Raw genomic sequence first — 25,140 nt, forward strand, 5'->3', positions numbered from 1 at the left:
CGAGTATTAACGTTGATAGTTTGATATACGTTCATTATACTTACTCCCTACTTAATTAAATGTCAAAAGTCCTTGCTGCTGCCTTAGGTGCTGCTGGTGCATTAGCTGTTGCTAACACTGCAAGTGCTGACACACAAGTTCAAGTACAATCAGGAGATACAGTATGGGGATTTGCTCAACAATACGCTACTACTGTTGATTCAATTTCTACTGCTAACCAATTAGCTGACCCTAACGTAATTTACGTTGGTCAACAATTAGTTATCCCATCTTCTGCTATCAGTGCTGCTTCTGCTGCCGCAACAGTTGCTGCACCTACTGCAACTGATAACGCTACTGCTAGTCAAGCAGCCGTTGAAACTACTGAAACAACCGCTGCATCAACTACACCAGCTGTTTCTGCCACAAACGCAAGCAACGTAGCCGACCAGGCACAACCAACAACAGTCGTATCTGCTGCTTCTGATAACAACACTACTGCTCAAGTTAGTGCCGTATCCCAAGTTCCAGCCCAAGTAAGTGCTGCTTCTGCTACTATTAGCGTTGCTCAAATTAGTGCTGTAAATACTAACAACAACGTTACTACTTTAACAACAACTACTAACACTGCAGCTCCAACACAAACTACATACGCTGCCACTGAAGCAGTTGCTACTCCACAAAGCAACACTACTGTTCAAAGTACTGCTGCTGTAACCGCTACTCCAGCAACTTCAACTGCTGCTGGCCAAGGTAATGGTTCTACTGCTAATGCGGTTGCCGTTGCTCAAGCACAAATTGGTACTCCATATGTTTGGGGTGGTAACCAACCAGGCGGATTTGACTGCTCAGGATTAGTTCAATATGCATATGGTCTTGGTTCGAACTACCGGACTACTTACCAACAAACTAACCTCGGTGCCCACCACAGTGATATCCAAAACGCTCAAAGTGGTGACCTTTACTTCTGGGGCCCAGATAGTGCTCCTTACCACGTTGCAATCGCTACTGGTAATGGTGGTTACATCCAAGCTCCTACACCAGGTCAAAACGTTCAAACTGGTAACATCAACTACTACACTCCTAGTTTCTACATCAGCATGAACTAAATGAAAGAAACAATTAGCACCAAAATCATTAAGTGGTTTTACGGTATTCATGGACCATTAGATGAATATCGCCGCAATGAACTCAATCGAATCGGTAATAATATTGCCATATTTTTATTATCAATAAATCTATTATTAAGTTTTATTGCTAGCCTTTTAATGCTTAGTACTAATAATTCTGAACTTACTCTTGATATCCTACTATTAACTGTTTTCGCTTCTTTAGGCTATATTCTATATAAAACTAAACGACATCATTTAACAGAAATTGATGTTGAAGCCAAACAGGAGAGCAAGACTAAACAAAAATTTATTAAAAGAGCAATTGGCTTAGGAATTTATTTTGTAATTGTAATGTACAGATTAACAATCCTTATCGATTGGTTGCCTAACAAAGGAGCCTTAATTCCATTACTTACAGAACCTTCTACAATTAGTAGTGTTATTGTCAGTGGCCTTATCTACGGACTATTAATGGGTACTTGGGAAATATATCAAATTAAAAGCGATCCTAATGACAAAAAAGTAACTCAAAATCACTTACATCAAAAATATTGGTTAGTTTTATTTATTATTATCGTTATTACTAGCCTTCTATTAATACATAAGTAATTGAACCGTGTTAAACAATTTCGAAAAGATCAAGGATTATCCCAGTTAAAGCTAGCTCAAAAAATTGGAGTAGCTCGTCAAACTATCAACTTAATTGAAAATAATAAGTATAACCCCTCGTTAGAACTTTGTATTAATTTAGCTAAAGCATTAAATACTGATCTTAATTCACTATTTTGGGAGGAACATACGGATGAAAGAAACAATTAGATGAAACAACACGTTCTACCCATCAAAGACACCAACATTCTACACGAAGTCCAGGACGCCTTACTTAATAATTTCCGCTATGGTCGCCGAAACTATACCATCTTCCAAGTCGGCAAGGCAACATTGCTTCGAGTGAGTGATGTATTAGCGCTGAGACGCAACGAAATCTTCGCTGATGATGGAACTATCAAGAAAAATGCGTATATTCGCGATAAAAAGACTAAAAAGCCCAATATTTTGTATCTAAAACCGGTTAAACAGGATTTACTAGATTATTATGCCTGGCTTCAAGAAAATGATATTCAATCCGAATGGCTCTTTCCATCAACCACTCATCAAGACCGGTACTTATCGGATTTACGTAATCCCTTGTCACAGTAAATGGAGTTTGCAAAGCAATTAAAAAAGTTACGAACAGATAAAGGTTTATCACAAGAAGATATCGCACAAAAGATTCATGTGACAAGACAAGCTGTTTCACGATGGGAGGCTGGTTCCTCTGTTCCTGACTTAGAAGCAGCCGTTCAGTTGGCAGCTTTCTTTGACGTAAGTCTTGACTGGCTAGTATTAGACAAGCAACCAGCCGATAATGTTACAAATCAAGATATATTAAATGCAGTCAACGAGCTAAGAGACGACATCGATGATCTAAGTAATGATATTGATGATTTAGATGATGGCGGTGTTGGTTTTAGTGATAATAGAAAATCATTTGGTAGTTTTCTCGAGGATAATTGGTTTCTAATTATAGTTATGTGTGTCCTTGTATATATGGGATTCCATGGAGGTATCAGCTCCTGGAACGGTAAATTTTTCTAAATGTTAGGAACAATTATTGCTGGTGTGGTGACTTACTGGAGTACTGCTATTGACTTATTAATAATTCTGATGCTTTTTTTTGCGAAAGTTAAAGATAAAAAGGGTGTTAGAGATATTTATATAGGCCAATTTCTTGGGTCTGGGCTTTTGATATTAGTTAGTTTGTTCTTTGCTGTCATTTTACATTACGTTCCTGATAAACGATTATTAGGTTTTCTAGGAATAATTCCTGTCTTTTTGGGAATAAAGGCTTTAATTTTGGGAGATTCAGACGGTGAAAAAATGGCTAATGAAAAATTGAAAGATACAAATCAAAATAATTTGATTAAAACCTTGATTTTCATTACTATTGTGAGCTGTGGTGCTGATAATGTTGGATTATTTGTACCTTACTTTATTAGTTTGGCACTACCAAAGTTATTAATAACTTTGGTAGTGTTTTTGATAATGATTTTCTTATTAGTTTTTATTGCCCAGAAGTCGGTTAGTATTCCAACTGTAGGTACAGTTCTTGAAAAATATAGTCGTTGGTTTATAGGAATCGTTTATATCTTTATTGGTGGTTCCGTTTTGATCGAAAATGGATCAATTCAACTTTTCGTTAATTTAATTAAATAAATGAAAAGCAAAAGTGCTGACATTACTTGTGATCAGACATTGGTTGAGACAGATAAAGTAATGAAGGTCTCGGAATTCTTGGGTAAATCATGTATTAAGAAATACTTTTATGTATTGTCTAAAATCTCAGATGAGAAAAAGTTAAAAATCATTTTCTCTTTAATCGCTCAGGAATCGTTATGTGTTTGTGATATTGCATATATTTTAGGCTGTAGTATTGCAATCGCTTCTCATCACTTAAGAATGCTGTATGATGCTGACATTTTAGACCGTCAAAAAAAGGGGAAAATGGTGTACTACTTTATAAAAGATGATGATCTGAAAAAAATACTTGCTCAACTTGACAGGTGAATGAAAAAAATCTATTTTTTGTGTACTGGTAATTCTTGTCGTAGTCAGATTGCGGAAGGTTATGCCAAATTATTACTCAAAAATCAATATGAATGTAAAAGTGCCGGTGTTGAAAAGCATGGTCTCAACCCTTATGCAGTAGAGGTTATGGCTGAGGATGGAATTGATATTAGTCAGCAAAAATCAAAGCTGATTGACTTAGATTATTTCAATGCGGCTGATTTAATTGTGACCTTGTGCGGTGATGCGAAAGACCGCTGTCCTATAATTCCTCCCCAAGCCCAAAGCCTTCATTGGCCCTTACCAGATCCAGCGCAGGCTAAGGGAACACACGAGCAGAAAATGATTGTATTTCGTCAAGTACGTGATGAAATTAAACAATTAGTTAGAGGATTAATTTAGATGAAGAAGTCGAAAAACCTATCATTTATGGATCGTTACATGACGCTGTGGGTATTTTTAGCTATGGCACTTGGTATTTTAAGTGGATTTATTTTTCCTTCATTACCTAAGTTAATTAATAGTTGGTCAATCGGCACCACCTCAATTCCGATCGCAATTGGCTTAATTTTAATGTTATACCCGCCACTAACTAAGGTTAATTATGGGAAAATGGGTGATGTTTTTAGAGATAAAAAAGAACTCAGTTTCTCACTAATTCAAAATTGGATTGTCGGGCCATTATTGATGTTTGCTTTAGCCATCATTTTTCTACACAATTATCCCAATTATATGATCGGTTTAATCATGATTGGGTTGGCACGTTGTATTGCGATGGTCATTGTATGGAATGAGCTAGCTCACGGTAATAATGACTATGCCGCCGGATTAGTAGCTTTGAATTCGATCTTTCAAATTATTTTTTACTCTATTTATGCCTACATCTTTATTAGTGTTTTACCTAAGCTGTTCGGAATTAAGACACAAACGGTTAACATTACCATGGGTGAAATTGCAAAGACTGTTTTTATTTATCTTGGAATCCCGTTTATCCTAGGGGTTTGTTCTCGTTACTTGATTATCAAGGGTAAAGGAAAAGACTGGTTTGAAGATAAGTATGTTCCTAAAATTAGTCGCATTACAACTTGGGCATTACTATTTACCATCGTAGTTATGTTCTCGGTAAAAGGCGCTAAAGTGGTTCAACTACCTTTAGATGCCATACGTATCGCGATTCCTTTGCTTCTCTACTTTATTTTAATGTTCTTCCTCACTTTCTGGATTGCGAAGAGGACTGGCACAAACTACCCAATCTCGGCCACGCAATCATTTACTGCTTCAAGCAATAACTTTGAACTAGCTGTTGCAGTAACTGTTGGTGTCTTTGGATTAAATTCTGGGGAAGCATTTGCAGCTGTTATCGGTCCAATGATTGAAGTTCCAGTTATGATGCTATTAGTTGATGTTTCACTTTGGATTAAGAGGAGATTTTATTAAGTGGATTATCAAAAATTAGCTAAACTACTAAAAGTTGTTGCTGAACCAAATCGATTAAAGATTCTTGAAATGCTTTCATGTGGTGGAATGTGTGCTTGTGATATTCTTAATTATTTCAACTTTACTCAACCAACACTTTCACATCATATGAAAGTATTAGAAGATAATGGACTAGTCATTGTCGATAAGAAAGCGAATTGGCATTACTATTCATTAAACCGAGCTGCAGCAGATTTCCTTATCAGCAATTTAACAGAAGCATTGTCGGTCACCAAGGACTGCATTTGCAATGATAAGAATAAAAAATGTTAAATGCCTGAGAAACGCTATACTATCAAGCAATTAGCCGATGAACTAGGGGTAACTAAACCAGGAGTTCGTAAACTAATGACCGCAAACTTTCGCAAACAGTATACAGAAACTGTCGGAAACCGAATATTAATAAATAGCGCTGGTGCTAAAGTAATTCGGAAACATTTCAGAAACAACGGTGATAATGTGTTTCCGGAAACGAAAACAGAAACAAATAGTAACAAACAGAAACAAGCAGAAACAGTTTCCGATAGTGATAAAAATGCTGTCGTATCAGCGCAAGAGGAGACTATTAAGCTCCTGAAAGAAGAATTAAAAGCGAAAAATGATCAACTAGCTAATATGCAAAAATTAATGGATCAAAATCAACAACTTCTTCTCAATACTCAGGCAGAAAATAAAACTCTCCTGGCATTGACACATAAAAATGATGCTGAACCAGTCAAGGAAGCTGAATATAAGGAAACGGATCAAGCTCCTCAACATCCTAAGCACAAAGTCTGCCTCACAAGCAAAAAGTGATTGGATAAGTATATGAAATTTATCAAGCAAAAACTAGCAAAAGTTTGTTGCATGCTTGTTATATCAATAGTTTTGGTAAATAACTTACTTGATGGAATTATCCCAATAAATTGAATGGCAGTATTAGATGTTGAAGGACTGACGATGAGCTATGCCGATAAAAAGCTCTATGAAGATGCCAGCTTTCAACTAGAAAAGCACGAACACATGGGAATTGTCGGGCAAAATGGTGCCGGAAAGAGTACCTTGATTAAGATTTTGATCGGGAAAACTCTCCCAGTTGATGGCACTATTAAATGGCAAAAAGGGGTCAAGATTGGATACTTAGACCAGTATGTAGATATTCCAGTGGGGATGACATTGATTGACTTCCTCCATACTGCTTTTACGGAACTTTATCAGCTTAATGACCAGATGAATAAGCTTTATGCGGATTATGCAGAAAAGATGGATGATGAGCTCCTCACCAAAGCAGGCCGAATCCAAGAAAAACTTGATGCTAATAACTTCTATGAAATTGAAACGGAAGTAGAGCGGGTAATGAATGGTTTGGGATTAACTGATATCGGTAAGGATCATGTTGTCTCTGAGATGAGTGGGGGACAACGGTCAAAGATTATTCTTGCGAAGATGTTATTGGAGAACCCAGATGTCATTTTACTAGACGAACCGACAAACTACCTTGATACGGCTCACATTGAATGGTTAATCGACTATCTTAATGATTTTGATGGTGCCGCAATGATCATCTCGCATGACTATGACTTTCTTGAACAAGTTACGAATACCATTTGTGATGTGTCATTTGGTAAAATTACCAAATACCGCGGAAGCTTCCAACAAGCAATGCGGCAAAAGGAAGAGCGGAAAGAAGCCCAAGAGCGGGAATATGAGAAGCAGCAAGTGGTCATTGAAAAGGCGCAACGGTTTATTCGGAAAAACAAGGCCGGTTCAAAATCGACTATGGCTAAATCGCGTGAAAAGATGCTTGCACGAATGAAAAAGATTGATCCACCCGAAGATAATCTAAAAGCAACTTTCCATTTTCCGTATGAAAATACCGGATCAGCAAATGCGTTGCGGGTAGAAAAATTATCAGTTGGTTATAACCGACCATTACTAGCGCCAGTAACTTTCTCGATGACAATGGGTGAAAAATTATTGTTCACCGGATTTAACGGGGTTGGTAAGTCGACTTTGATTAAATCAATTTTAAAGAAAATTCCAGCGTTGGGCGGAACAGCAACCTTCTCCCCATCGGCCCGGATAAATTACTTTGACCAAGATTTGGAGTGGGATGACCCAACGCTTACGCCACTGCAAACAATTCAAAATATGTTCCCAACAATGCAGCCACGGACGATTCGGACAAAGTTGGCGCGGGCTGGGATTAACGCTGCTAATACAATGAAGGAAATGAATCTTTTATCAGGGGGCGAGCAGACGAAAGTTAAACTTGCCATTCTCGAGTTAACCCCATGTAATTTTCTTATCATGGACGAACCTACAAACCACCTGGACGACGAAACTAAGGAAGGGTTAAAGAAAGCCCTGCAGGATTTCCCAGGGAATTTAATTTTAGTTAGTCACGAACAAGGATTCTTTGAAGGATGGCTTGATAAGATCCTGAACGTTGAAAAACTTAGCTTGAAATAGGTGCCCTATTCACTTTCTGAAATCATTGTCTTATTTTTTACCTATTCATTTATTGGCTGGTTATGGGAAACCTGTTACTGTTCAATTAAGGACCATCATTTCGCCTACCGGGGATTCTTATTTGGCCCTTATTGTCCAGTATATGGATTTGCCGTTACGACGATTTTGATTACTACCTATCCGTTTCAAGATAATATTTTTCTGCTATTCGTAGTAGGGTTTATTGTGGCTTCGATCTTTGAGTATGTAGCAAGTTGGCTGCTCGAAAAACTTTTTCATATGAAGTTATGGGACTATTCGCATCTAAAAGGAAACATTCAAGGAAGAGTTGCTCCCCAAATTTCATTTTTCTGGGGGATTGGCGTTGTCTTGCTGGTTAAGTTTGTTCAGCCATTTATTCAGCGGATTATTAACTGGGAAGAATCATGGACCCACGAGATGCTTGCCCTAATTATTGTCCTCGTGATGGGAACTGACACTATCCTCAGCGTTATTAGTGTGGAAAAATTCCATATTACAACTCAACAATGGGATGAACGAGCAGCCGCTTATCGAAAGGAACTGCTGGATCGACTTGAAAAAGCAGCTCCTAAGGATAAATTAGCAATTAAAGATCACCTTCAAGATTGGCAACGGTACTTTGCTCAACATCTAAACAAAGAGGGAGCTGGTAAGCAATTGAGTTGGAATCATCGCCGGCTAATCAAGAGCTTTCCTAAATTGAAGATGACTGATAGTAAGTACTTTAATAACTATAAAAACGAGCTTAAAAGTAAATAAATGAAAAAAGAAACAAAAATCATTTGTGGAAGTGTACTTGCATTTTTGATTATTTTATTTGGGATTGTGGCGATTATTATCCATCAATCTCCCCAAATTCAACGTGAGACCCACCCGACAGATATAACCGTCAATGAATTTGTTCGTCAGATTGCGCCAGCTGCTCAACGTGAACAGAAGAAGTATCATATTCCAGCTAGCATTACGATTGCACAAGCAGGACTTGAATCGAACTGGGGTCGGAGCCGGTTAGCGAATAAATACAATAACTTATTTGGAATTAAAGCTAATAGTGACGACGAAAAGGTTCAAATGTATACTACCGAAAATATTCGGGGTAAAAATGTTCAAGTAAAACAATACTTTACAGTTTACAACAGCTGGGCTGATTCAATTAATGCGCACACATTGCTCATTGTAAATGGAATTGCTGATAATCATGCACGTTTCCATGGAGTACAAACAGCAAAAACTTATCAACAGGCAGCTTACGAATTACAGTGGAATGGTTACGCAACCGATCCAGATTATGCCAGCAAGCTGATCTATGCGATTAAGAAGTTTAATCTTGCCCAATACGATAATGTTAAATAAATGCAAGATTTAACATCGCGCAAGTTAACATTCAAAAACTATTTAGTTGTTGCATCATTGCTTTTCGGTTTATTCTTTGGGGCCGGAAACTTGATTTTCCCGTTACACCTTGGTCAATTAGCTGGTAGTCATTGGGGACCAGCTGCAGTTGGCTTTCTGATTACTGGAGTTCTTTTACCACTTCTATCAGTTCTCGCCGTTGCTGTTACGCGTGCAGAAGGGGTCTTTGATATCGGTCGTCCGCTTGGCGTTGGTTTCGCCTTAGTATTCATGGTTCTTATCCACGCTACGATCGGTCCATTATTCGGTACACCACGGACTGCTACTGTTTCATTCACAGTTGGGCTTGCCCCATTCGTTGATAAACAATATCAATCCCTTGCCTTGCTATTATTCTCAGCTTTATTCTTCGGGGCAGCCTTCCTCTTCTCATACCGGGAAAATGATATCCTAGCTAATATCGGAAAAGTATTAAATCCCGTCTTCTTAGCCCTTTTATTCCTTGTCTTTGTTGTTGGTTTCGCTCATCCGCTTGGTAACCCTGCTACCGCACCTACAACTAGTGCTTATGTTCACGGCGCGCTCACTAACGGGTTCCTTGAAGGATACAACACTATGGATGCTCTTGCCGGTCTTGCATTTGGGGTAACAGTGGTAACCGCCGTTCGTTCTATGGGACAACGGTCAGCAAAAGATGTATCCAAAGTCGTTGCAAAAGCTGGTGTCCTCTCAATGGGTGCCGTTGCTTTTATCTACTTATTACTAATCCTTCTTGGCGCAATGTCTCTTGGTCGTTTCAAAGTTTCCCCAGATGGTGGAGTTGCCTTTAACCAATTAGTTAATGCTTATGCCGGTGCATTCGGACAAGTTGTACTAGCATTCTTGTTAACTGTTACTTGTTTAACGACGGCTGTTGGTTTAGTTGCTGCTTTTGCTCAAGACTTCCATAAGCACTTTCCAAAAGTTAGCTACCATGCATGGCTTGCCCTCAGTTGTCTCGCCTCTTTCCTTACTGCTAATTTTGGCTTAGACCAAATCATCGCTTGGTCAACACCAATGTTAATGTTCCTTTACCCATTATCAATGGTGCTTATCCTTTTATCTGTGACATCACCACTCTTTAACCGTGATGGCGTTGTCTACTTCTTCGTGGTCCTTTTCACCGTTGTACCAGCTCTCGGTGATATGGTTGTTGCCTTCCCAGCGGTTGTTAGCCAAAGTTCATTTGGTTTATCTGTTGCCGCTTTGCGAAATAACTTACCACTTGCAAGTATGGGATTATCCTGGCTTGTTCCAGCACTTGTCGGCTTAGTCCTTGGTCTCTTAGTTCACTGGTACCGTCATCAACGGGTTGCTTCCACCAGTATGCAAAGCGAAGTACATTAAATGGAAGTTTATGATTATCGTCAAGAATTGATTGACCTCTTAAATAATACCGCTGATGATCCACAAAGCTTACTGCAGACACAGCGAAGTCTTACCACCATTCTTAATATTTTAAATCATTACCAGGAAAGCAAACCCGTTAAACAAAATGCACCACGGTTTGTTCAACGCAAAATTCAATCGTCAAACGAGTTGCCTCCGCAAGCACGCAAAACATTGAAGTCACTGCTTACCGGTCCTGCTAATGATGAAGAGAAGCCAACCTCAACGGCAAGCCCAGTTGCATCTCCTTCAGTTGAAGCACCAAAAGAAATCACCGAAGAAGAACGCCTAGCAGCCGACAATCGCTACTTAGTACACCGGAAATTAAGTGGAGCCGAGATTAATCACCGTTACTACCCGGAAGCAATTCTGCATGCATTACCATTTCCTATTGAGGATGGGGACATTGCCCAACTAGACTATGAACAAAAAGTCCGCGGCCTTCCAGTTATTCGGCAGATTACCGGTGACCACCTTAGCGATTACACTCCCGAAAAAGTCAATGTGATTGAATATGGTGAATTAAAACGCGTGCCCGGTTCTGATGTGCTTCAACTGAGTAAAACAATTAAGGGTAATTCAATCGTTGACGAAGCGCCAGAAAACACCATCGTAATTGATCCCTTTAAGTACCCTGGCCGCGATATTAAGCCAGGAATGGTTATTGATTTTGCCTACTATGATCGAGGAAATGGCCTAACTGATGCCAAAGATGGCGCGATTCGCTGGATTCATGAAAAGCAAGATTATGATACAACTAAGCAACCAGCTAAACCAAAAGTTGTTAAAAAGCCTGCTAATTCTCGTCATGATTATGAGAAAAAGCTGGACTATGACCTTCATCAACGAAAGGTACTTGTTATTACCGGAATCCGCAGCAAGGTTAAGGGTCTTAAACCAGTCATTGACAAACACCACGGTCTGTTCCGCGGATTAGATGCGTCTGCAGAAGAAAAAGTTTCTAGCAGTAAATTAAAACGCGAAATTCGTGATGCAGATTTTGTGATTGTCTGCATCGATGCAATTCACCATCGAATTAGTCAACTCGCCAACCATCACGCTAAACGTTATGAAAAGCCACTTGCCATTGCAAATGTTACTTCTAATACTGCTGTTGAGCGAGCCATTGCCCGGGCATTAAATGGTGATCCTGCATACGCCGAAAGTAGCGAAGATTTGAAAAATTATAAATAAATGGCACAACGGTTAATAAAATTATTTTCCCACAATGATTTAGATGGATTCGGGGCTCCATTATTATTAAAAACACTACAACCAGTAATGTTTGAAGACACAGAGTTTGATATGACAAACTGTGGCGCTGGACGAATCGATGAAGAGTTAAGTCGATGGATGCAAACAGCGGAAGTAGGGCGATTTACAGATGTTTACATCATGGATATGACGCCAGATAGCGATTATTCATTTAAGTTATTGAATGAACGTTTCGCTAATCATTGGCTTGTCTTTGACCATCATGAAAGTGAAGCAGAACTACGACAAAAGTATGCGGCCAATAGTATCGTACCTGCTGATCCAACAGTTAACCCAAGTGCCACAAGCTTGGTATGGGATTGGTTAAAACAACAATCGTCTTTTACAAAGATTGATGAGCAACGGCAAAAAGACCTTGCTTATCTTGTGGAATTGATTCGGGCATATGATACTTGGGATTGGCAAAATGATCCAGAAATGAATGAGCAGGAACGAATTGATGCCGATAATCTTGATCAGCTCTTTTGGTTTTATCCCCTCCAAGATTCGGAAGAGTTTGTCCAAAATGTTTTTAATACCAGCTGGCAACAATATCAGGAAGAAAATCGGCTGTTGATTCGGACACTAAACGAACGGCGGGCAAAGTACCTTAAGAGCCATTTGAAAGATATTTTAATTACAGATATCGATGATCATAAATTTGGTGTCGTATATGCAAGTGACTATAAATCTGAAATTGCCCACGAATTATTAGTGCAACATCCAGAAGTCGATGCGGCCTTGGTAGTCAGTCCGGTTAGCGTGTCGCTTCGAAGCAACGGAAAGTTAGATGTGGCTAAATTTGCTGAAAAATACTTTAATGGTGGCGGTCATGCTGATGCTGCAGGTGGCCGGTTAACGGTTAATCCGATTGAAATTGGTGAGCAAGCAGTCATTGATGACCTTAAGCAAACGATCACTAATCAGCAAAATGAACAAAAATCAAATGAAAGTACGCTTGCCGATAATCTTGATCCCGAAGTAGCAGCAAAGATGGCAGCTTTGTTTGGGAAGAAGTAAATGTTCGACGTTATCTTTTGGATTCTTGCAATCTGGTTTGTAGTAAACGTTGTATGGATGTGGTTTGCCCTTGATAACCAAGTTCTACAAAAAACATTCGCATGGATTAATGTATGTGCAATCGTAATTGGTTTTTGGGTATATTACGGCATGACTCACGACGGCAACGCCCTTAACGGCTGGTTCCTTACAATGAACTGGGTAAACATTGCAATTGCTGCTATCCAATTCTACTTTGGTTATCGTGAAAACAGCGTTACCCACAACGGTCACACAACCGCATGAATGAATGAATTCTTACGCAAAAAGTGGGAGATGGCGGGCTTAGCCGATGACTATATCTTCAACAAAGTGATGCCTAATTATGATGTTAAGATGCAAGTAGCTGACCTCCACGATATTGCCCAACGAAAAGTTGAAGCGACCGATCCGCTTGTCGTAAAATTAAAGGAGAGAATAGCAGTTGTAAAGCGGAACCGGAAATGGAGGCCGGAATACATGCGACGTTCAGTATATGAAATGGATCAAGAAATGCGCGAGAAAAAGATTCGTGAGGGTGAACGTAGGATACGGGATGGCAAACGGGAGATACTAGAAGGAAAACGTGAACTCCTAGAAGGAAAACGAGAACTTCAGAAAAGTAAACATGAAATTAAAGAAGGCCAGGATCGACTCAAAGAAAAAGAACAGCTAATTCAAGAAAGAGAACAAAAATTACACGAAAATCAGCAGACAATAATTAAAACATCGATTGAGGCAATGAGAGCGCTGAATATTGATAAAACAACAATCAAGAAAGAGATAAAAGAAAAGTTTGACTTGTCAGACAAAGAAATTAAGGATTATTTTGCTGAATAAATGAGAAAAATAGCGCTAATTTTGATGCTTTCATTGACGATGATGGTTATGGTGGCTTGTGAGAGAACATCCTCAAGTACTAATAGATCAACTAGTAGTATGACTAGTTCTTTATCAAGTACACAACAAATAAGGGATGATGCAGCACTAAACGCTGAACGATTAACACTTAAGCAAACTGCTGCACTTGTGTTGTACTATCGTGATGCACATATGCCAGGAGCAAATGATTATGATTATTCTGCTGATATGGAAAACAATAATCAGGGAGCAACAGTTAAGATTTATGATAAAGGTGCAGTGCCATGGGGAGAGGGATCCTCTGCTAAGACTTATCCTAAAGGCGCCAAAGTTTTATACATGATTAAATTAACTTCCAAAAGTGATGAAGATGGCGATCGTTTAAATTCAACCTATTATACAATTGTCGGAAATAAGGTTTACTATGCGAACAGTAGTAATGGTATTCGCAAAACAGGCGTAACACTCGCTGAAATGGTGACGTATGCCAAAACTCATGGGGAAGTTAATCGTGTTTTGAAAGTAGCAAAAAACACCAAAATTATTGATATGCGTGGTAAAGTTACAATTACGGATAAGGATGGATTAACTACCCAGCAGCTAGGAACATTAGTTGCATTGTTAAAGAACCCTGATTGGTTTAAGGCAGGAGTTCAAAATGGTGAAATGTATTATGGAACGCATTATGGTTATGGTGAAGTTGCGGATTATCAATATGTAACAACACAGGGTGATTTGACTAGCTATATTTGGTTTAAACGTAAAGGCAATGATGTCACAATTAAAATGATTGGATCAACTGAAAATCAAAATGTGACAGGGGCACCAATGACTACTACGCATACCACTGTTACGAATTTGATAAATAATTACTACACAAGTGAAGACCAACAGGATGAGGTTAATGCCTATGCGGACCAATTAAAAGTGGAACCGTAAATGGGTAAAAAAGATAAGTATGATGTTCAAAAGTTTACCGGGATTCCCGTCGAAACAGATGCTAGTGGAAAGTATCAGTTGAAATTTGACCAGAATGGTGAGGCTAAATTACATACTTGGCGGACTGGAAAACATACTAAGGGGAAATTTAAATATCCGGGTCAGTTAATGCTGACGGAAAATAATTTGACTGTTGTAATTCTAAAAGCAGAACCAATGGCTTTTAAGGATCGTCATAGTGAAACGCCTCTGCAACGATTTCTAACTGTCGATGTTACAGAAGATGTCTTGAAACAAGGCCTTGCAGAATTAAAGGAGTGAATGAAAACACTGGTAATAGTGGCTCACCCTCAACTTGCGAATTCATCGACTGAATCATTTTTAAAGGCAGCCGCTGATGATGAAAATAACGTTATGTGGCATGAATTAAAAACACCTTTTGATATTTCTCAAGAGCAGGAATTACTTAAATCGGCAACCCGAATTATTTTTCAATTTCCGCTGTATTGGTATAGTGCGCCGGCGATCTTAAAGCAATGGCTTGATGAGGTATGGAATTCACAACTTACAAGCAGTCATTTGCTAAAGGGTCGTGAATTGGGGATTGTTACGACGGTTGCTCATTCTGCGTCTGCATTTCAACCGGGTGCCAGTCAAGGATATACAATTGCTGAACTTTTACGACCATATCAGGCTTTAGCGCACGCGATGGGGATGAAGTATTTGCCACCATTGCCGATCTATCAATTTGCCCAACAGAGTGAAGAAGAGCGGCAGTCTTTATTTATCCACTATCAGCAATATTTGACCTTAGATAAATTCTTGCATTTTAGCAATCAGACGCAATGGTTTATTGACCACCTTAACGTTAAAATTGCTCAAGAGTTAGATCCTCTTCAACAAGCTAAATTAGAACAATTATTGGCACTTTTACAAGATCAACAAGAGGAGCTGGATGATTTACATACTTCTATCGGATGGCTTCGAGAAAAAGAGGATGACTAAATGGATGAGAATCAACAATGGGCACACGAAGAATTAAAAAAATTAATGAAAAATAGCCCAACATATGAAGATCAAGCTTTTTACCGGGCATTAGAGCAGTTAATGCTTGAACAAGCACAACGCCTAGTCAATGCCGCCGGTGAGCTCGATGGTCGTAGTTGGGCTGACAAATAAATGGAACTAAAAATTGAACGAATTTATACTAAACCTGTTGATTTAGATGGTTATCGTATCCTTGTTGACCGCATTTGGCCACGCGGGATTTCAAAAGAAAATGCACATCTTGATAAGTGGCTCAAAGAGGTCGGCCCAAGTACCGAGCTGCGGAAATGGTTTGGTCATGACGTTGCTCGTTATCCAGAATTCAAAGAACGTTATCTCGCAGAATTAACCAACAATCCTGTTTACTATAATTCATTAAAGGCAATTGTCCAAAGTAAGTTGCCGAGTCAGAACGTTATTCTCCTTTACGGGGCAAAAGATGAAGAACATAATCAAGCAATTATTCTTGCTGACAAGCTCCAAAAAGATTTACAACTCGCTATAAAATAAATGCTAACAAAATATCAACAATTTTTTACTGGACGGCCCACAGTCGAAATTGCGAAGGATCTTTTAGGGAAACTAGTAAAATACCAAACTAAAAGTGGAATCATTGGTGGTTATATTGTTGAAACAGAAGCATATTTAGGAGAAAAAGATTCTGCATCACATGCTTTTAACGGACGACGCACTGGCTACTCGGAATCTTTGTATGGGATGCCCGGGAATATTTACCTATACCAAATCCGTGGACATTATTGTTTTGATATTGTGGTTCAGGATGCAGAGGAACCTCAAGGAATTTTACTTCGCGGAATAGAACCGGCGCTAAACATCGATAAAATGATCGAAAATCGGCACATGTCAGGGGTAAATATTACTAACGGTCCCGGTAAATTAGTACAAGCTCTCGGAATTCATTCACGGGATTTAGATGGGCAGCCTATGGAAACAAGTCCACTAACGGTTGATTTACATAATTATAAAATTCCTGGAGAAATAGCTATTTCTGCGCGGATTGGAGTTAATTTGAAGGGGAAAGATGGGTTAAGTCCACGCCGCTTTTATGTAAAAGGCAATCCCTATGTATCAAACGTGAAAAAACAAGACATGGATCTGGAATGTCATGGTTGGAAGGGGTAAATGGCGCTAACTTATCAACAACTATTAACGGCAGTTCCCGTTGTTCTCGATGCGGGTAGTGTTCCGAATATTGTCGGGGATGCGGGGATCGGTAAATCTGCTTTAGTTCGTGAAATTGCTGCTAATCTGAATGCGGCATTATTTACTACGGTTGTCAGCTTAAGCGAAAAAGGAGACCTTGCAATTCCGGTTCCCCCCTTGACCAGTGAATCTTTTGTTGAAACGAAGAATTATGGTCGTCTTGCAAATGTACAATTCGGTTACTCTGAAACTTTAATTAGCATTATTAAGTATGCCGAAGCCCATCCTAATCAATCAATTATTTGGTTTTTAGATGAATTTAATCGTGGAACGCAAGCTGTTCAAAGTGAACTAATGAACCTTGTCCTTCAACGAAAGATTAATGCTTTGCGTTTGCCTTCTGCAGTACGGATCATTATTGCGGAGAATCCTGATTCTACGATGACAGGATTTACTGATCGTGAATATGGTGTTGCGACTGGGGATGCTGCAATTAAAGATCGGACAGTTCGTTTAGTAATGACGAGTTCAACGGCGGAATGGTTAAAATGGGCCCAAGCAACCGGAATTAATGACCTTGTTTCCGCCTATCTTACGCAATATCCTGAACAATTATTAGTTGTTGATCCGAACAATGAAGATTTGGCTCCCACGCCACGTGCTTGGGAAAGAGTTTCTCGCAATCTTGATCAATTACAGGCGTTAGACCAGAAAATGCAAAAAGAACTTGCTGCTGATATATTTAGTGGTGACTTAGGTGATGAAGTAGGGGTGGCCTTTGCTCAGTTTGTCCTTGCACAGGGGCAAGAGCTTACAGTGGCAACCTTGAAAGACGCTAAAGATGGCAAGGAGCAGTTTGAAAATGCTGATGAAGCAACCAAAATTCAAGTATTACGTTCATGGCTAAGTCCTAAGCTAGCATCTGAAGAAGAGGCAGCTCTATTTATTAAGTATCTCCAATTAGTCAGTGAAGATGGGCAGTATGCGATTGTTCAAACAGTTGGTGAGGATTTCGTCGACCTCTTGCAAGTAATGTATGAGCAAGCCATTAAACATCCCCAAGGCTCTGTAGCGCAACTTTATCAATATTTTGCGGAAGTTGCGACGAGTGGTGATAATCGATGAATGAGTTTAGGGGACTTTCTAGCACGGTTACATCAAAATGATGGAAGCAATAATCATGTGACATCTGCGCAACGGATTAGGGAGGCAATTATTATCATCCTTCAAAAACAGCGCCTTTTCGGAGAAGTGTTATTACAACTTCCACGAGAGAATGATTTACAGTTACCCGCAATGATGGGATTGAGGTGGGAAGACAATCGCCTTGTACTGGTTATTAATCCAGAAAAGTTAGCGAACGTTCGTAATGATGAACTTCAAAGCTTATTAGAACATGAAGCCCTTCATCTTATCTGGATGCATCCATTACGTTATGCTTCTTATCCTCATCAAGATTTAGTCCAGATTGCAACTGATGTAGCGGTAAATCAGTATTTAACTGAGCCACCCCAAGGAACAGTAACCCTTAGCCAATTGGAAAAGGTTCTTCGTCAAAAACTAATGCCAAAATTAGATTCGCAGGATTATCTCAATATATTAGAACAGCTGCCTGCTGAACAACAAGAAAAACTACATCAGACAGGCCTTAAATTGAGTGGCAGCAAACAAAAGGAAAATGCAACGGCAGATGAGGTTAAAACCCCCGATACTCATAACGGCTGGCAGGAATCTAAGACAAGTCAGCAGGTCAGCAATCAGATCGTGCGGTTAGCGAATATTAAGCGTATTTTGAATAATTCTTGGAGGCAAACCCCGCAACGAGATCGCGGTTTGTTACCAGGAAATGTAAGATCACAGCTACAGAAAGTCCAAAAAACTAAAATAGTTGATTGGCGGCAGGTTTTTAGGCATCAGTTTGGGTTGATTGCACGAGGACAAGTTAATTCGCATGCTCGCTTTAACCGCCGGCAACCATTACGAATGGATTTGCCTGGCAAAGTTACGAGATTGGATCCAGCTGTTGACATTTTTGTTGATAATTCCGGATCGGTCACCGATCAAGAAATCGTTCAAACACTAACGATACTTGAAAAGATGCTTAAGAAAACAAAACTGACAGCTAATGTTTATTCGTTTGATGCCCGGGTGACCACCAAACAAAAACTACATGATGGTAAAAAACTTGATTTTAGACGAACAGGTGGCGGGGGTACAAGTTTTCAGTGTATTTTTGACTATCTCCATCAGCACCACCTAACTAAACGAAATCGTATAATTATTATTACTGATGGGTGGGGAGAGGAAAGAATCAATGATTATCATTATCAAAATGTTTATTGGCTAATGATGACAAAGGCTAATCAATTATCAGTAAAAGAGCCACCGGGAAGAGTATTAGAAATGAGGGGATAAATGACAACAATTTTAAATCCGCAGGCCATGCAAAAGGTACTTACCCATAGCAAAGAATATGAGCGGGCAATTGGTCTTCTTAATAAGCGGTGGGATCCATATGAACAGCCGATCTTTCGCAACGTTCTCCAGTCCGCAGATGTTCAATTTGCTCGGCAGCTCCAAATTGCTGGATTAATTAAGGGCAAGGTTGACTTAAGTAATTACCAGGAAGTAAATCAATTACTGATGCAACATGACTCATGGTTTTCAGAAAGTGCTCGGAAAACTTTATTAAGTCCTTTTTTAGATTGAATGGCAGTGAATAACGAATTAATTAAAGACGACTTATACGAAGCAGTAAACGGGGAATGGCTAAAGACGGCGAAGATTCCTGATGATAAGCCAGCTACTGGGGGCTTCAATGACCTCGTTGATGAGATTGACAAGCAGCTAATGGATGACTTTGATGCCTATGCAGCGGGGAAGGAAAAGTCTGATGATTCGCGGTTTAATGAGATGATTAAGCTATATCGCCTCGCTAAAAAGTTTGATTGGCGTAAGAAAGTTGGCCCACAACCGCTTAAACGGATGTTGGCAAGTGTAGAAAATCTTAATTCATATGAAGATTACCAATCTCAATGGAAGAACTGGATTTTAGCAGGGATGCCTTCACCGATTAGTTTTGATATTGACGCTGATATGAAGAATGCGACTGTTTATGCTTTATTTGCCTCATCACCATCGCTTATTTTGCCTGATAAGAGCTACTATGAAGCAGAAAAGAAGGCTCAGCACGATCAATTACTCCAATTATGGTCTTCAATGGTGGAAGCCTTGATGGATAAGTTGGGGTATAGCAAAGAAGAAGCAAAAAAGATTATTGATGATGCAATCAAATTCGATGCCCTTCTTGCGCCAAATGTAAAAAGTGCAGAAGAAGCGGCTGATTATAGTAAGATGTATAATCCACAAACGGTTGCAGAACTAGCTAGTGCCACTGATCAACTTGATATTGCGGCAATAATTAAGCAGTTAGTTGGGGAAGAACCGGAAAAGATAATTGTGACAGAACCGGAATACTTTAAGGCCCTGAACAAGATCTTACAAGATAACTTTGAGCTATTTAAAAACTGGGCATTAATTCGTGTCATTCGCGAAAATGCTAGTTACCTTGATGATGAAATGCGTGAAATCAATGGACGTTATGGTCGAGCACTTTCTGGAAGCAAGAAACCAGTTAGCCAGCGTAAATTTGCGTTCTATCTTGCACGTGACATGTTTAGCCAAGTAGCTGGTGATTATTATGGGAAGAAGTACTTTGGACCGCAAGCTAAAGCAGATGTTCACCACATGGTTGAGCAAATGATTAAAGTCTATAAAGGACGTTTGACCAATAATCAATGGCTTAGTAAGGATACCCGTGATAAGGCTATCCTCAAGCTTGATAAACTGGGCATTCAAGTTGGGTATCCAGATAAGATTCCTGCTCTCTATGATCAATTTAAGGTTGATGAAGAGGAATCATTGATTGCAAACCTAAATCAATTAATAGTGACGGCTAATAAAGAATTATTCAGTCGTTGGAATACACCTGTTGATCGGATGCGATGGGAAATGAGTGCGGCCACAGTTAATGCTTACTATCACCCATTTAAGAATATCATTGTATTCCCAGCTGCAATCCTACAGGCACCGTTCTACTCGTTGAAACAAAGCAGCAGCCAAAATTATGGTGGGATTGGTGCAGTAATCGCTCATGAAATTTCCCACGCCTTTGACAACAACGGGTCATTATTTGATGAGTTTGGAAATCTTAATAACTGGTGGACAGATGAAGATTCTGCACACTTTAAGCAATTAGCTCAAAAGATGATTGATGAATTTGATGGGATCCCATTTGCTGGTCAAAAGGTAAACGGGAAGCTCACGGTTTCTGAAAATATCGCCGATGCAGGAGGTCTCAGTTGTGCACTTGAAGCAGCAAAAACTGAAGCTGACTTCAATGCCCAAGAATTCTTTATTAACTGGGCAACTATTTGGCGAATGAAAGCAACGGAACAATACATGCAATTGCTGCTTTCAATTGATGTCCATGCACCGCAAAAATTACGTGCTAATATTCAAGCAGAAAATCTCGATGACTTCTACACAGCATTTGATATTAAGCCTGGCGATGAAATGTACCGGGCGCCAGAAGATCGGGTTCATATTTGGTAATTGAAATTTGCCGATAAAATGAAATTATATCGTTATCAAAAAGGATGGACTCAGCAGGATGTAGCAGAACGATTGTTGATCTCACGTAAAACAATTTCTAGTTGGGAAAATAGTCGAAGTTATCCTGATATTTTTATGTTGGTTCAAATAAGTGATCTCTACCATGTTAGTTTGGATGATTTATTACGGGAGGATCATGAGATGATAAATAACTATAAAGAAGAGCACACTATGAACAAACGAGTAGATAAAATTTTTGTTCTTTGTTATTTTTTGAATATTATTGGCGCTGTAGTTATAGTACTAAAACCAATTTTACCTTTTTTAAGTAATTACTTACCAAAACCGGTATTTACGATTATTTCTTTTGTTATTGTTTCCAGTTTTATTATATTAGTCAGTTATGCTGACTGGTCTAAAATAAAAAATAAGCCTGGATTTTGGATAACGTGGCTGATTATAACGCTATTAGAAGTAAGATTAACATTTCCGGTCAATGTCCCAATAAATGACAATGGAATTGGATATATCTTCGGCGCGTTAACAGGAAATGTATTGGTAGCGTTATGTTTAACTTGTATTGTCTGAATGCCGCAAATCAACGTGATCAAAGGAGATATTACCAAAATAAAAGTTGATGCAATTGTTAATGCCGCTAATACAACTTTAATGGGTGGCGGTGGTGTCGATGGTGCGATTCATCGAGCAGCTGGCCCAGCGTTATATGGCGCCTGTGAAAAATTTCATGGATGTCCAACGGGAGAAGCGCGGATAACTGGCGGCTTTAACTTGCCAGCCAAGTTTATTATTCACACGCCTGGACCGATTTGGCATGGTGGTGATAATGGTGAAGATCAATTGTTAGCCAATTCTTATCACAATAGTTTACTGTTGGCTGATAAACATTTATGTCGGACGGTTGCCTTTCCTTCCATCAGTACAGGGGTATATGCTTTCCCGCTTGAAAAGGCAGCAAAAATTGCGATTAAGACGATTAAAGATTTTCTCCCTACTGCCAATTATGTTGATCAAGTAACGATAGTTTGCTTTGATGATAAAACCTTTACTGCTTATCACTCACAACCTTATTAAGTGAAGCACGCTAAATTGCGATCGTTCACTTTTATTCTTGTTGCATTTATGCTGGGATGTAATGAGTTTATGGTTGTGGGCGTTTTATCAGATATTGCACGGAGTTATCATGTTCCACTTTCCACAGTTGGTTTTTTGGTGACAGCTTTTGCAGGAGTCTATGCGATTAGTACGCCAATTATTACTACCTTAACTAGCAATTGGAATCGCTATAATCTTCTTATGCTATTAATGACCGTCTTTTTTATTGGTAATACTTTAACTGCGATGGCACCGACACTTGGCTGGCTCCTATTTGCGCGAATTATTACTGCCGCTGTTGCTGGAACCATTATTTCATTAATTAACTTGCTAGTTAGTATAATTACACCAATGGACAAGCGGCCAATGGTTCTAGCGTGGGTCGGTGCAGGTTTTAGTATTGCGTCGGTCATTGGGGTTCCGCTTGGTACAACCATCGCAACATTACTTTCCTGGCACGATAGTTTTTGGATCATTTCAGGATTAACATTAATTGTGTTTGCGTTGTTAGTCTGGCTTACTCCTCGTGATACACCTCAAATTAAAGGGAGCATTTTAGAACAATTAGCGCTATTAAAAGATCACCGTGTTTTATTAGGGATTGGAATCACGGTGGCGGTCTTAAGTCTCCAGTATACTTTCTATACTTATGTCCGGCCGCTAATTACTACTGTGATGGACTTTAGCTTAACTAGTTTAAATTGGCTGCTGCTTCTTTTAGGGGTAATGAGTATTATTGGTAACGAAATTGCTGGAATCGTTGCGAGTCACAATGGGGTTCAAAAATTACCATTTGTCTTTATTCTCATGACAATATTAAGTCTTATTCTTGGGATTGCATTGGAAAATAAGATTACAGGAATGCTTGTTCTAGCAACTCTTTGTGTCGTTGTAATTATATATGGAACAACTATCCAACTGGTATTTATTAGTGTGGCAGAAAAAGAATATCCGCAGTCATTAGCTTTAGCAACATCATTAATTTCAATTTTTGCTAATGTTGGGATTTCACTTGGATCCTTTACGGCTTCTACTACTGCTAACTTTGCTAATTTAACGATGCTTGGCTATGTAGGTGCAGTGTACGGACTTTTAGCGATCGGGTTATCTTTTGCCCTTCGTTGTTTTTACCGAAAATAAATGGATATTGTTTGGACATGGGATGTTATTCGCCGCATTATTGAAGTCCTATGGTTGATTAACATTGCTTTTGCAGTATGGACTGTTTTTCGTAGTCGTCGGGATATTGCATCAACTTGGGCATGGCTATTAGTCTTAACTATTTTGCCAGTAGTTGGATTTATCCTATATCTTTTTGTGGGACGACAATTATCCCATGATGAGATATTTAGTATTCAAGATGAGCAAAAACAATTACGGACTAAATATCTTGAAAAACAACGAAAATTAAGTGAAGAACATGAATTAATGCCAAAAGGAAGCCGGTTGTCGCGTGATCGTCAGTTGGTTAATCTTTTTTTGAGTTTGAATGATTCAGTAGTAACCTTTAATAATAAAGTTCACGTATTTATTGATGGGAAAAAGAAGTTTGATAAGTTAATTGACGATATAAATCATGCAACTGATCATGTATATATTGAATACTATTCCTTTTATGCTGATAATCTAGGGAAGCGGGTGTTGGCAGCCTTAGAAGATGCGGCTGCACGAGGAGTAAAAGTCCGTGTTCTCTATGATTTAAGTGGGTCTCATGGAACTACTTTCAAATTTTTTAAGCATTTAGAAGAATTAGGTGGAGAAGCGCAAGCGTTTATTGCTGCTGCCAAAGCTTATTTTCAAACGCCACGGTTAAATTATCATCTTCACCGTAAACTAGCTATTATCGATGGCAAGATTGGTTACATTGGTGGATTCAATATCGGTGATCAATACCTTGGCGAAGATCCTAAGTTTGGTTATTGGCGTGATACCCACCTCCGTGTCGTCGGACAAGCAACGATGATGATGACAGTGCGGTTTGCAATGGACTGGAATACAACCTGTCGAAAAACTCATAAAAAGAAAATTGACCTTGAAAAAGAATTTAAGAATTTTGAACTGGTTGCACCAGATAGCGATCCAGATGAGGTCCCAATGCAAATCGTATCTTCTGGGCCGGATAATGAAAATTATTCGATTAGACGGGGATATGAATCAATTATTAGTTCGGCACGAAAATATGTTTATATTCAATCGCCATACCTTATTCCAGAAGATTCAGTGCTGGAAGCATTAGTAATTGCCGCAAGAAGTGGAATTGACGTCCGAATTATGATCCCATGCATGCCTGATCATCCATTTGTTTATCGGGCAACGGAATATTATGCTAAATACTTAGTGAACAACGGGGTAAAAGTTTACAAGTACGATAATGGCTTTATTCATTCAAAGACGATGGTTAGTGGGAGCAACATTGCTTCTGTTGGTTCGGCAAATATGGATTACCGTAGTTTTAGACTTAATTTTGAAGTCAATGCATTTGCGTATAATGAAAAACTAACAGCGCAGTTAAAGCAAGACTTTGAAAATGACATGAAAAAGAGTACGTTACTTACTCCTGAGTATTTTGCTAATCAGTCAAAGTGGCGGAAATTCAAGCAATACTTTTCTCGCTTGCTTTCACCAATACTATAAATAATGGTGGATTATAGAATGAAGTTAGCCACCTAATTGGTGGTAAATG

The 25,140-nt window shown here is 39.1% G+C and carries 32 protein-coding genes and 1 pseudogene; all 33 read left to right on the top strand.

From position 1 onward, the window contains the following. Window positions 1–59 precede the first annotated feature (59 nt). The 33 genes and pseudogenes from HHK02_RS05945 to cls all read left to right on the top strand — a co-directional run bounded on the left by HHK02_RS05945 (window position 60) and on the right by cls (window position 25,091). The gene (locus HHK02_RS05945; protein WP_003669787.1) at window positions 60–1,088 is read left to right on the top strand and encodes a C40 family peptidase; all 1,029 of its coding nucleotides are present in this window, start codon (window positions 60–62) and stop codon (window positions 1,086–1,088) included. Next, entirely contained in the window at window positions 1,089–1,700 is a 612-nt protein-coding gene (locus HHK02_RS05950; protein WP_003669789.1) for a DUF3278 domain-containing protein, read from the top strand. After that, window positions 1,701–1,910, top strand: coding sequence for a helix-turn-helix transcriptional regulator (locus tag HHK02_RS05955; protein WP_003669790.1), 210 nt, complete (start codon window positions 1,701–1,703; stop codon window positions 1,908–1,910). It abuts the gene before it with no gap. Next, window positions 1,911–2,267 (top strand): annotated as a pseudogene (locus HHK02_RS05960) (site-specific integrase); the annotation flags it as partial. A 24-nt stretch (window positions 2,268–2,291) separates the two neighbouring features. Then, complete coding sequence (locus HHK02_RS05965) at window positions 2,292–2,729, top strand: helix-turn-helix transcriptional regulator (RefSeq protein WP_181462885.1); 438 nt, start codon at window positions 2,292–2,294, stop codon at window positions 2,727–2,729. Next, window positions 2,730–3,347, top strand: a complete 618-nt coding sequence (locus HHK02_RS05970) for a CadD family cadmium resistance transporter (protein WP_098043624.1) — start codon at window positions 2,730–2,732, stop codon at window positions 3,345–3,347. Beyond that, complete coding sequence (locus HHK02_RS05975) at window positions 3,348–3,698, top strand: ArsR/SmtB family transcription factor (protein ID WP_099979721.1); 351 nt, start codon at window positions 3,348–3,350, stop codon at window positions 3,696–3,698. Beyond that, window positions 3,699–4,100, top strand: a complete 402-nt coding sequence (gene arsC, locus HHK02_RS05980) for an arsenate reductase (thioredoxin) (RefSeq protein WP_003669793.1) — start codon at window positions 3,699–3,701, stop codon at window positions 4,098–4,100. Next, window positions 4,101–5,135: an ACR3 family arsenite efflux transporter gene (gene arsB / locus HHK02_RS05985; RefSeq protein WP_003669794.1), complete on the top strand. Its 1,035-nt coding sequence runs from the start codon at window positions 4,101–4,103 to the stop codon at window positions 5,133–5,135. Beyond that, window positions 5,136–5,447, top strand: a complete 312-nt coding sequence (locus HHK02_RS05990) for an ArsR/SmtB family transcription factor (protein WP_098035345.1) — start codon at window positions 5,136–5,138, stop codon at window positions 5,445–5,447. Continuing rightward, window positions 5,448–5,969 carry a hypothetical protein gene (locus HHK02_RS05995; RefSeq protein ID WP_003669796.1) on the top strand — a complete coding sequence of 174 codons (522 nt, stop codon included), beginning with the start codon at window positions 5,448–5,450 and terminating at the stop codon, window positions 5,967–5,969. Window positions 5,970–6,083: 114 nt separating this feature from the next. After that, window positions 6,084–7,625, top strand: coding sequence for an ABC-F family ATP-binding cassette domain-containing protein (locus HHK02_RS06000; RefSeq protein WP_003669797.1), 1,542 nt, complete (start codon window positions 6,084–6,086; stop codon window positions 7,623–7,625). Continuing rightward, window positions 7,626–8,405 (top strand): putative ABC transporter permease, encoded by a 780-nt coding sequence (locus tag HHK02_RS06005; protein ID WP_035159531.1) that lies wholly within the window; start codon window positions 7,626–7,628, stop codon window positions 8,403–8,405. Next, entirely contained in the window at window positions 8,406–8,999 is a 594-nt protein-coding gene (locus HHK02_RS06010; protein WP_003669799.1) for a glycoside hydrolase family 73 protein, read from the top strand. Further along, the gene (brnQ, locus tag HHK02_RS06015; protein WP_003669800.1) at window positions 9,000–10,385 is read left to right on the top strand and encodes a branched-chain amino acid transport system II carrier protein; all 1,386 of its coding nucleotides are present in this window, start codon (window positions 9,000–9,002) and stop codon (window positions 10,383–10,385) included. Further along, window positions 10,386–11,621 carry a DUF2325 domain-containing protein gene (locus HHK02_RS06020; protein ID WP_003669801.1) on the top strand — a complete coding sequence of 412 codons (1,236 nt, stop codon included), beginning with the start codon at window positions 10,386–10,388 and terminating at the stop codon, window positions 11,619–11,621. After that, a complete protein-coding gene (locus HHK02_RS06025) occupies window positions 11,622–12,701 on the top strand; it encodes a DHHA1 domain-containing protein (RefSeq protein WP_181462886.1) in 1,080 nt (359 codons plus the stop codon). Further along, window positions 12,702–12,986 carry a hypothetical protein gene (locus tag HHK02_RS06030; protein ID WP_035159539.1) on the top strand — a complete coding sequence of 95 codons (285 nt, stop codon included), beginning with the start codon at window positions 12,702–12,704 and terminating at the stop codon, window positions 12,984–12,986. Continuing rightward, window positions 12,987–13,559, top strand: a complete 573-nt coding sequence (locus tag HHK02_RS06035; protein ID WP_098035344.1) for a hypothetical protein — start codon at window positions 12,987–12,989, stop codon at window positions 13,557–13,559. It abuts the gene before it with no gap. Beyond that, the gene (locus tag HHK02_RS06040) at window positions 13,560–14,519 is read left to right on the top strand and encodes an Lreu_0056 family protein (protein WP_098035343.1); all 960 of its coding nucleotides are present in this window, start codon (window positions 13,560–13,562) and stop codon (window positions 14,517–14,519) included. Then, complete coding sequence (locus tag HHK02_RS06045; RefSeq protein WP_003669810.1) at window positions 14,520–14,840, top strand: DUF7671 family protein; 321 nt, start codon at window positions 14,520–14,522, stop codon at window positions 14,838–14,840. Then, on the top strand, window positions 14,841–15,524 hold the full coding sequence (locus HHK02_RS06050; RefSeq protein ID WP_003669812.1) for an NAD(P)H-dependent oxidoreductase: 684 nt from the start codon (window positions 14,841–14,843) through the stop codon (window positions 15,522–15,524). After that, the gene (locus HHK02_RS06055; RefSeq protein ID WP_164480658.1) at window positions 15,525–15,698 is read left to right on the top strand and encodes a hypothetical protein; all 174 of its coding nucleotides are present in this window, start codon (window positions 15,525–15,527) and stop codon (window positions 15,696–15,698) included. Beyond that, window positions 15,699–16,076, top strand: coding sequence for a DUF488 domain-containing protein (locus HHK02_RS06060; protein WP_013923883.1), 378 nt, complete (start codon window positions 15,699–15,701; stop codon window positions 16,074–16,076). Next, window positions 16,077–16,709 carry a DNA-3-methyladenine glycosylase gene (locus HHK02_RS06065; protein ID WP_011953588.1) on the top strand — a complete coding sequence of 211 codons (633 nt, stop codon included), beginning with the start codon at window positions 16,077–16,079 and terminating at the stop codon, window positions 16,707–16,709. It abuts the gene before it with no gap. After that, window positions 16,710–17,855 (top strand): AAA family ATPase, encoded by a 1,146-nt coding sequence (locus tag HHK02_RS06070; protein WP_003669817.1) that lies wholly within the window; start codon window positions 16,710–16,712, stop codon window positions 17,853–17,855. It abuts the gene before it with no gap. Then, on the top strand, window positions 17,856–19,145 hold the full coding sequence (locus HHK02_RS06075) for a vWA domain-containing protein (protein WP_099979720.1): 1,290 nt from the start codon (window positions 17,856–17,858) through the stop codon (window positions 19,143–19,145). Further along, complete coding sequence (locus HHK02_RS06080; RefSeq protein ID WP_003669820.1) at window positions 19,146–19,439, top strand: hypothetical protein; 294 nt, start codon at window positions 19,146–19,148, stop codon at window positions 19,437–19,439. Beyond that, window positions 19,440–21,344: a M13 family metallopeptidase gene (locus HHK02_RS06085; protein ID WP_099979719.1), complete on the top strand. Its 1,905-nt coding sequence runs from the start codon at window positions 19,440–19,442 to the stop codon at window positions 21,342–21,344. Further along, window positions 21,345–21,932, top strand: coding sequence for a helix-turn-helix transcriptional regulator (locus HHK02_RS06090; protein ID WP_098046868.1), 588 nt, complete (start codon window positions 21,345–21,347; stop codon window positions 21,930–21,932). It begins immediately after the preceding gene. Next, entirely contained in the window at window positions 21,933–22,436 is a 504-nt protein-coding gene (locus HHK02_RS06095) for an O-acetyl-ADP-ribose deacetylase (protein WP_099979718.1), read from the top strand. Then, window positions 22,437–23,597: an MFS transporter gene (locus HHK02_RS06100; RefSeq protein WP_099979717.1), complete on the top strand. Its 1,161-nt coding sequence runs from the start codon at window positions 22,437–22,439 to the stop codon at window positions 23,595–23,597. Next, window positions 23,598–25,091 (top strand): cardiolipin synthase, encoded by a 1,494-nt coding sequence (gene cls / locus HHK02_RS06105; protein WP_085678539.1) that lies wholly within the window; start codon window positions 23,598–23,600, stop codon window positions 25,089–25,091. Window positions 25,092–25,140: the final 49 nt, after the last annotated feature.

The sequence above is a fragment of the Limosilactobacillus reuteri genome, assembly GCF_013694365.1.
Taxonomy (GTDB): domain Bacteria; phylum Bacillota; class Bacilli; order Lactobacillales; family Lactobacillaceae; genus Limosilactobacillus; species Limosilactobacillus reuteri_E.

Excerpts from the sequence above, each read along its gene's own strand:
- HHK02_RS05945 (WP_003669787.1), top strand. The coding sequence starts at position 60 with ATGTCAAAAGTCCTTGCTGCTGCCTTAGGTGCTGCTGGTGCATTAGCT.
- HHK02_RS05950 (WP_003669789.1), top strand. The coding sequence starts at position 1,089 with ATGAAAGAAACAATTAGCACCAAAATCATTAAGTGGTTTTACGGTATT.
- HHK02_RS05965 (WP_181462885.1), top strand. The coding sequence starts at position 2,292 with ATGGAGTTTGCAAAGCAATTAAAAAAGTTACGAACAGATAAAGGTTTA.
- HHK02_RS05970 (WP_098043624.1), top strand. The coding sequence starts at position 2,730 with ATGTTAGGAACAATTATTGCTGGTGTGGTGACTTACTGGAGTACTGCT.
- HHK02_RS05975 (WP_099979721.1), top strand. The coding sequence starts at position 3,348 with ATGAAAAGCAAAAGTGCTGACATTACTTGTGATCAGACATTGGTTGAG.
- arsC (WP_003669793.1), top strand. The coding sequence starts at position 3,699 with ATGAAAAAAATCTATTTTTTGTGTACTGGTAATTCTTGTCGTAGTCAG.
- arsB (WP_003669794.1), top strand. The coding sequence starts at position 4,101 with ATGAAGAAGTCGAAAAACCTATCATTTATGGATCGTTACATGACGCTG.
- HHK02_RS05995 (WP_003669796.1), top strand. The coding sequence starts at position 5,448 with ATGCCTGAGAAACGCTATACTATCAAGCAATTAGCCGATGAACTAGGG.
- HHK02_RS06000 (WP_003669797.1), top strand. The coding sequence starts at position 6,084 with ATGGCAGTATTAGATGTTGAAGGACTGACGATGAGCTATGCCGATAAA.
- HHK02_RS06010 (WP_003669799.1), top strand. The coding sequence starts at position 8,406 with ATGAAAAAAGAAACAAAAATCATTTGTGGAAGTGTACTTGCATTTTTG.
- brnQ (WP_003669800.1), top strand. The coding sequence starts at position 9,000 with ATGCAAGATTTAACATCGCGCAAGTTAACATTCAAAAACTATTTAGTT.
- HHK02_RS06020 (WP_003669801.1), top strand. The coding sequence starts at position 10,386 with ATGGAAGTTTATGATTATCGTCAAGAATTGATTGACCTCTTAAATAAT.
- HHK02_RS06025 (WP_181462886.1), top strand. The coding sequence starts at position 11,622 with ATGGCACAACGGTTAATAAAATTATTTTCCCACAATGATTTAGATGGA.
- HHK02_RS06030 (WP_035159539.1), top strand. The coding sequence starts at position 12,702 with ATGTTCGACGTTATCTTTTGGATTCTTGCAATCTGGTTTGTAGTAAAC.
- HHK02_RS06035 (WP_098035344.1), top strand. The coding sequence starts at position 12,987 with ATGAATGAATTCTTACGCAAAAAGTGGGAGATGGCGGGCTTAGCCGAT.
- HHK02_RS06040 (WP_098035343.1), top strand. The coding sequence starts at position 13,560 with ATGAGAAAAATAGCGCTAATTTTGATGCTTTCATTGACGATGATGGTT.
- HHK02_RS06045 (WP_003669810.1), top strand. The coding sequence starts at position 14,520 with ATGGGTAAAAAAGATAAGTATGATGTTCAAAAGTTTACCGGGATTCCC.
- HHK02_RS06050 (WP_003669812.1), top strand. The coding sequence starts at position 14,841 with ATGAAAACACTGGTAATAGTGGCTCACCCTCAACTTGCGAATTCATCG.
- HHK02_RS06055 (WP_164480658.1), top strand. The coding sequence starts at position 15,525 with ATGGATGAGAATCAACAATGGGCACACGAAGAATTAAAAAAATTAATG.
- HHK02_RS06060 (WP_013923883.1), top strand. The coding sequence starts at position 15,699 with ATGGAACTAAAAATTGAACGAATTTATACTAAACCTGTTGATTTAGAT.
- HHK02_RS06065 (WP_011953588.1), top strand. The coding sequence starts at position 16,077 with ATGCTAACAAAATATCAACAATTTTTTACTGGACGGCCCACAGTCGAA.
- HHK02_RS06070 (WP_003669817.1), top strand. The coding sequence starts at position 16,710 with ATGGCGCTAACTTATCAACAACTATTAACGGCAGTTCCCGTTGTTCTC.
- HHK02_RS06075 (WP_099979720.1), top strand. The coding sequence starts at position 17,856 with ATGAGTTTAGGGGACTTTCTAGCACGGTTACATCAAAATGATGGAAGC.
- HHK02_RS06080 (WP_003669820.1), top strand. The coding sequence starts at position 19,146 with ATGACAACAATTTTAAATCCGCAGGCCATGCAAAAGGTACTTACCCAT.
- HHK02_RS06085 (WP_099979719.1), top strand. The coding sequence starts at position 19,440 with ATGGCAGTGAATAACGAATTAATTAAAGACGACTTATACGAAGCAGTA.
- HHK02_RS06095 (WP_099979718.1), top strand. The coding sequence starts at position 21,933 with ATGCCGCAAATCAACGTGATCAAAGGAGATATTACCAAAATAAAAGTT.
- cls (WP_085678539.1), top strand. The coding sequence starts at position 23,598 with ATGGATATTGTTTGGACATGGGATGTTATTCGCCGCATTATTGAAGTC.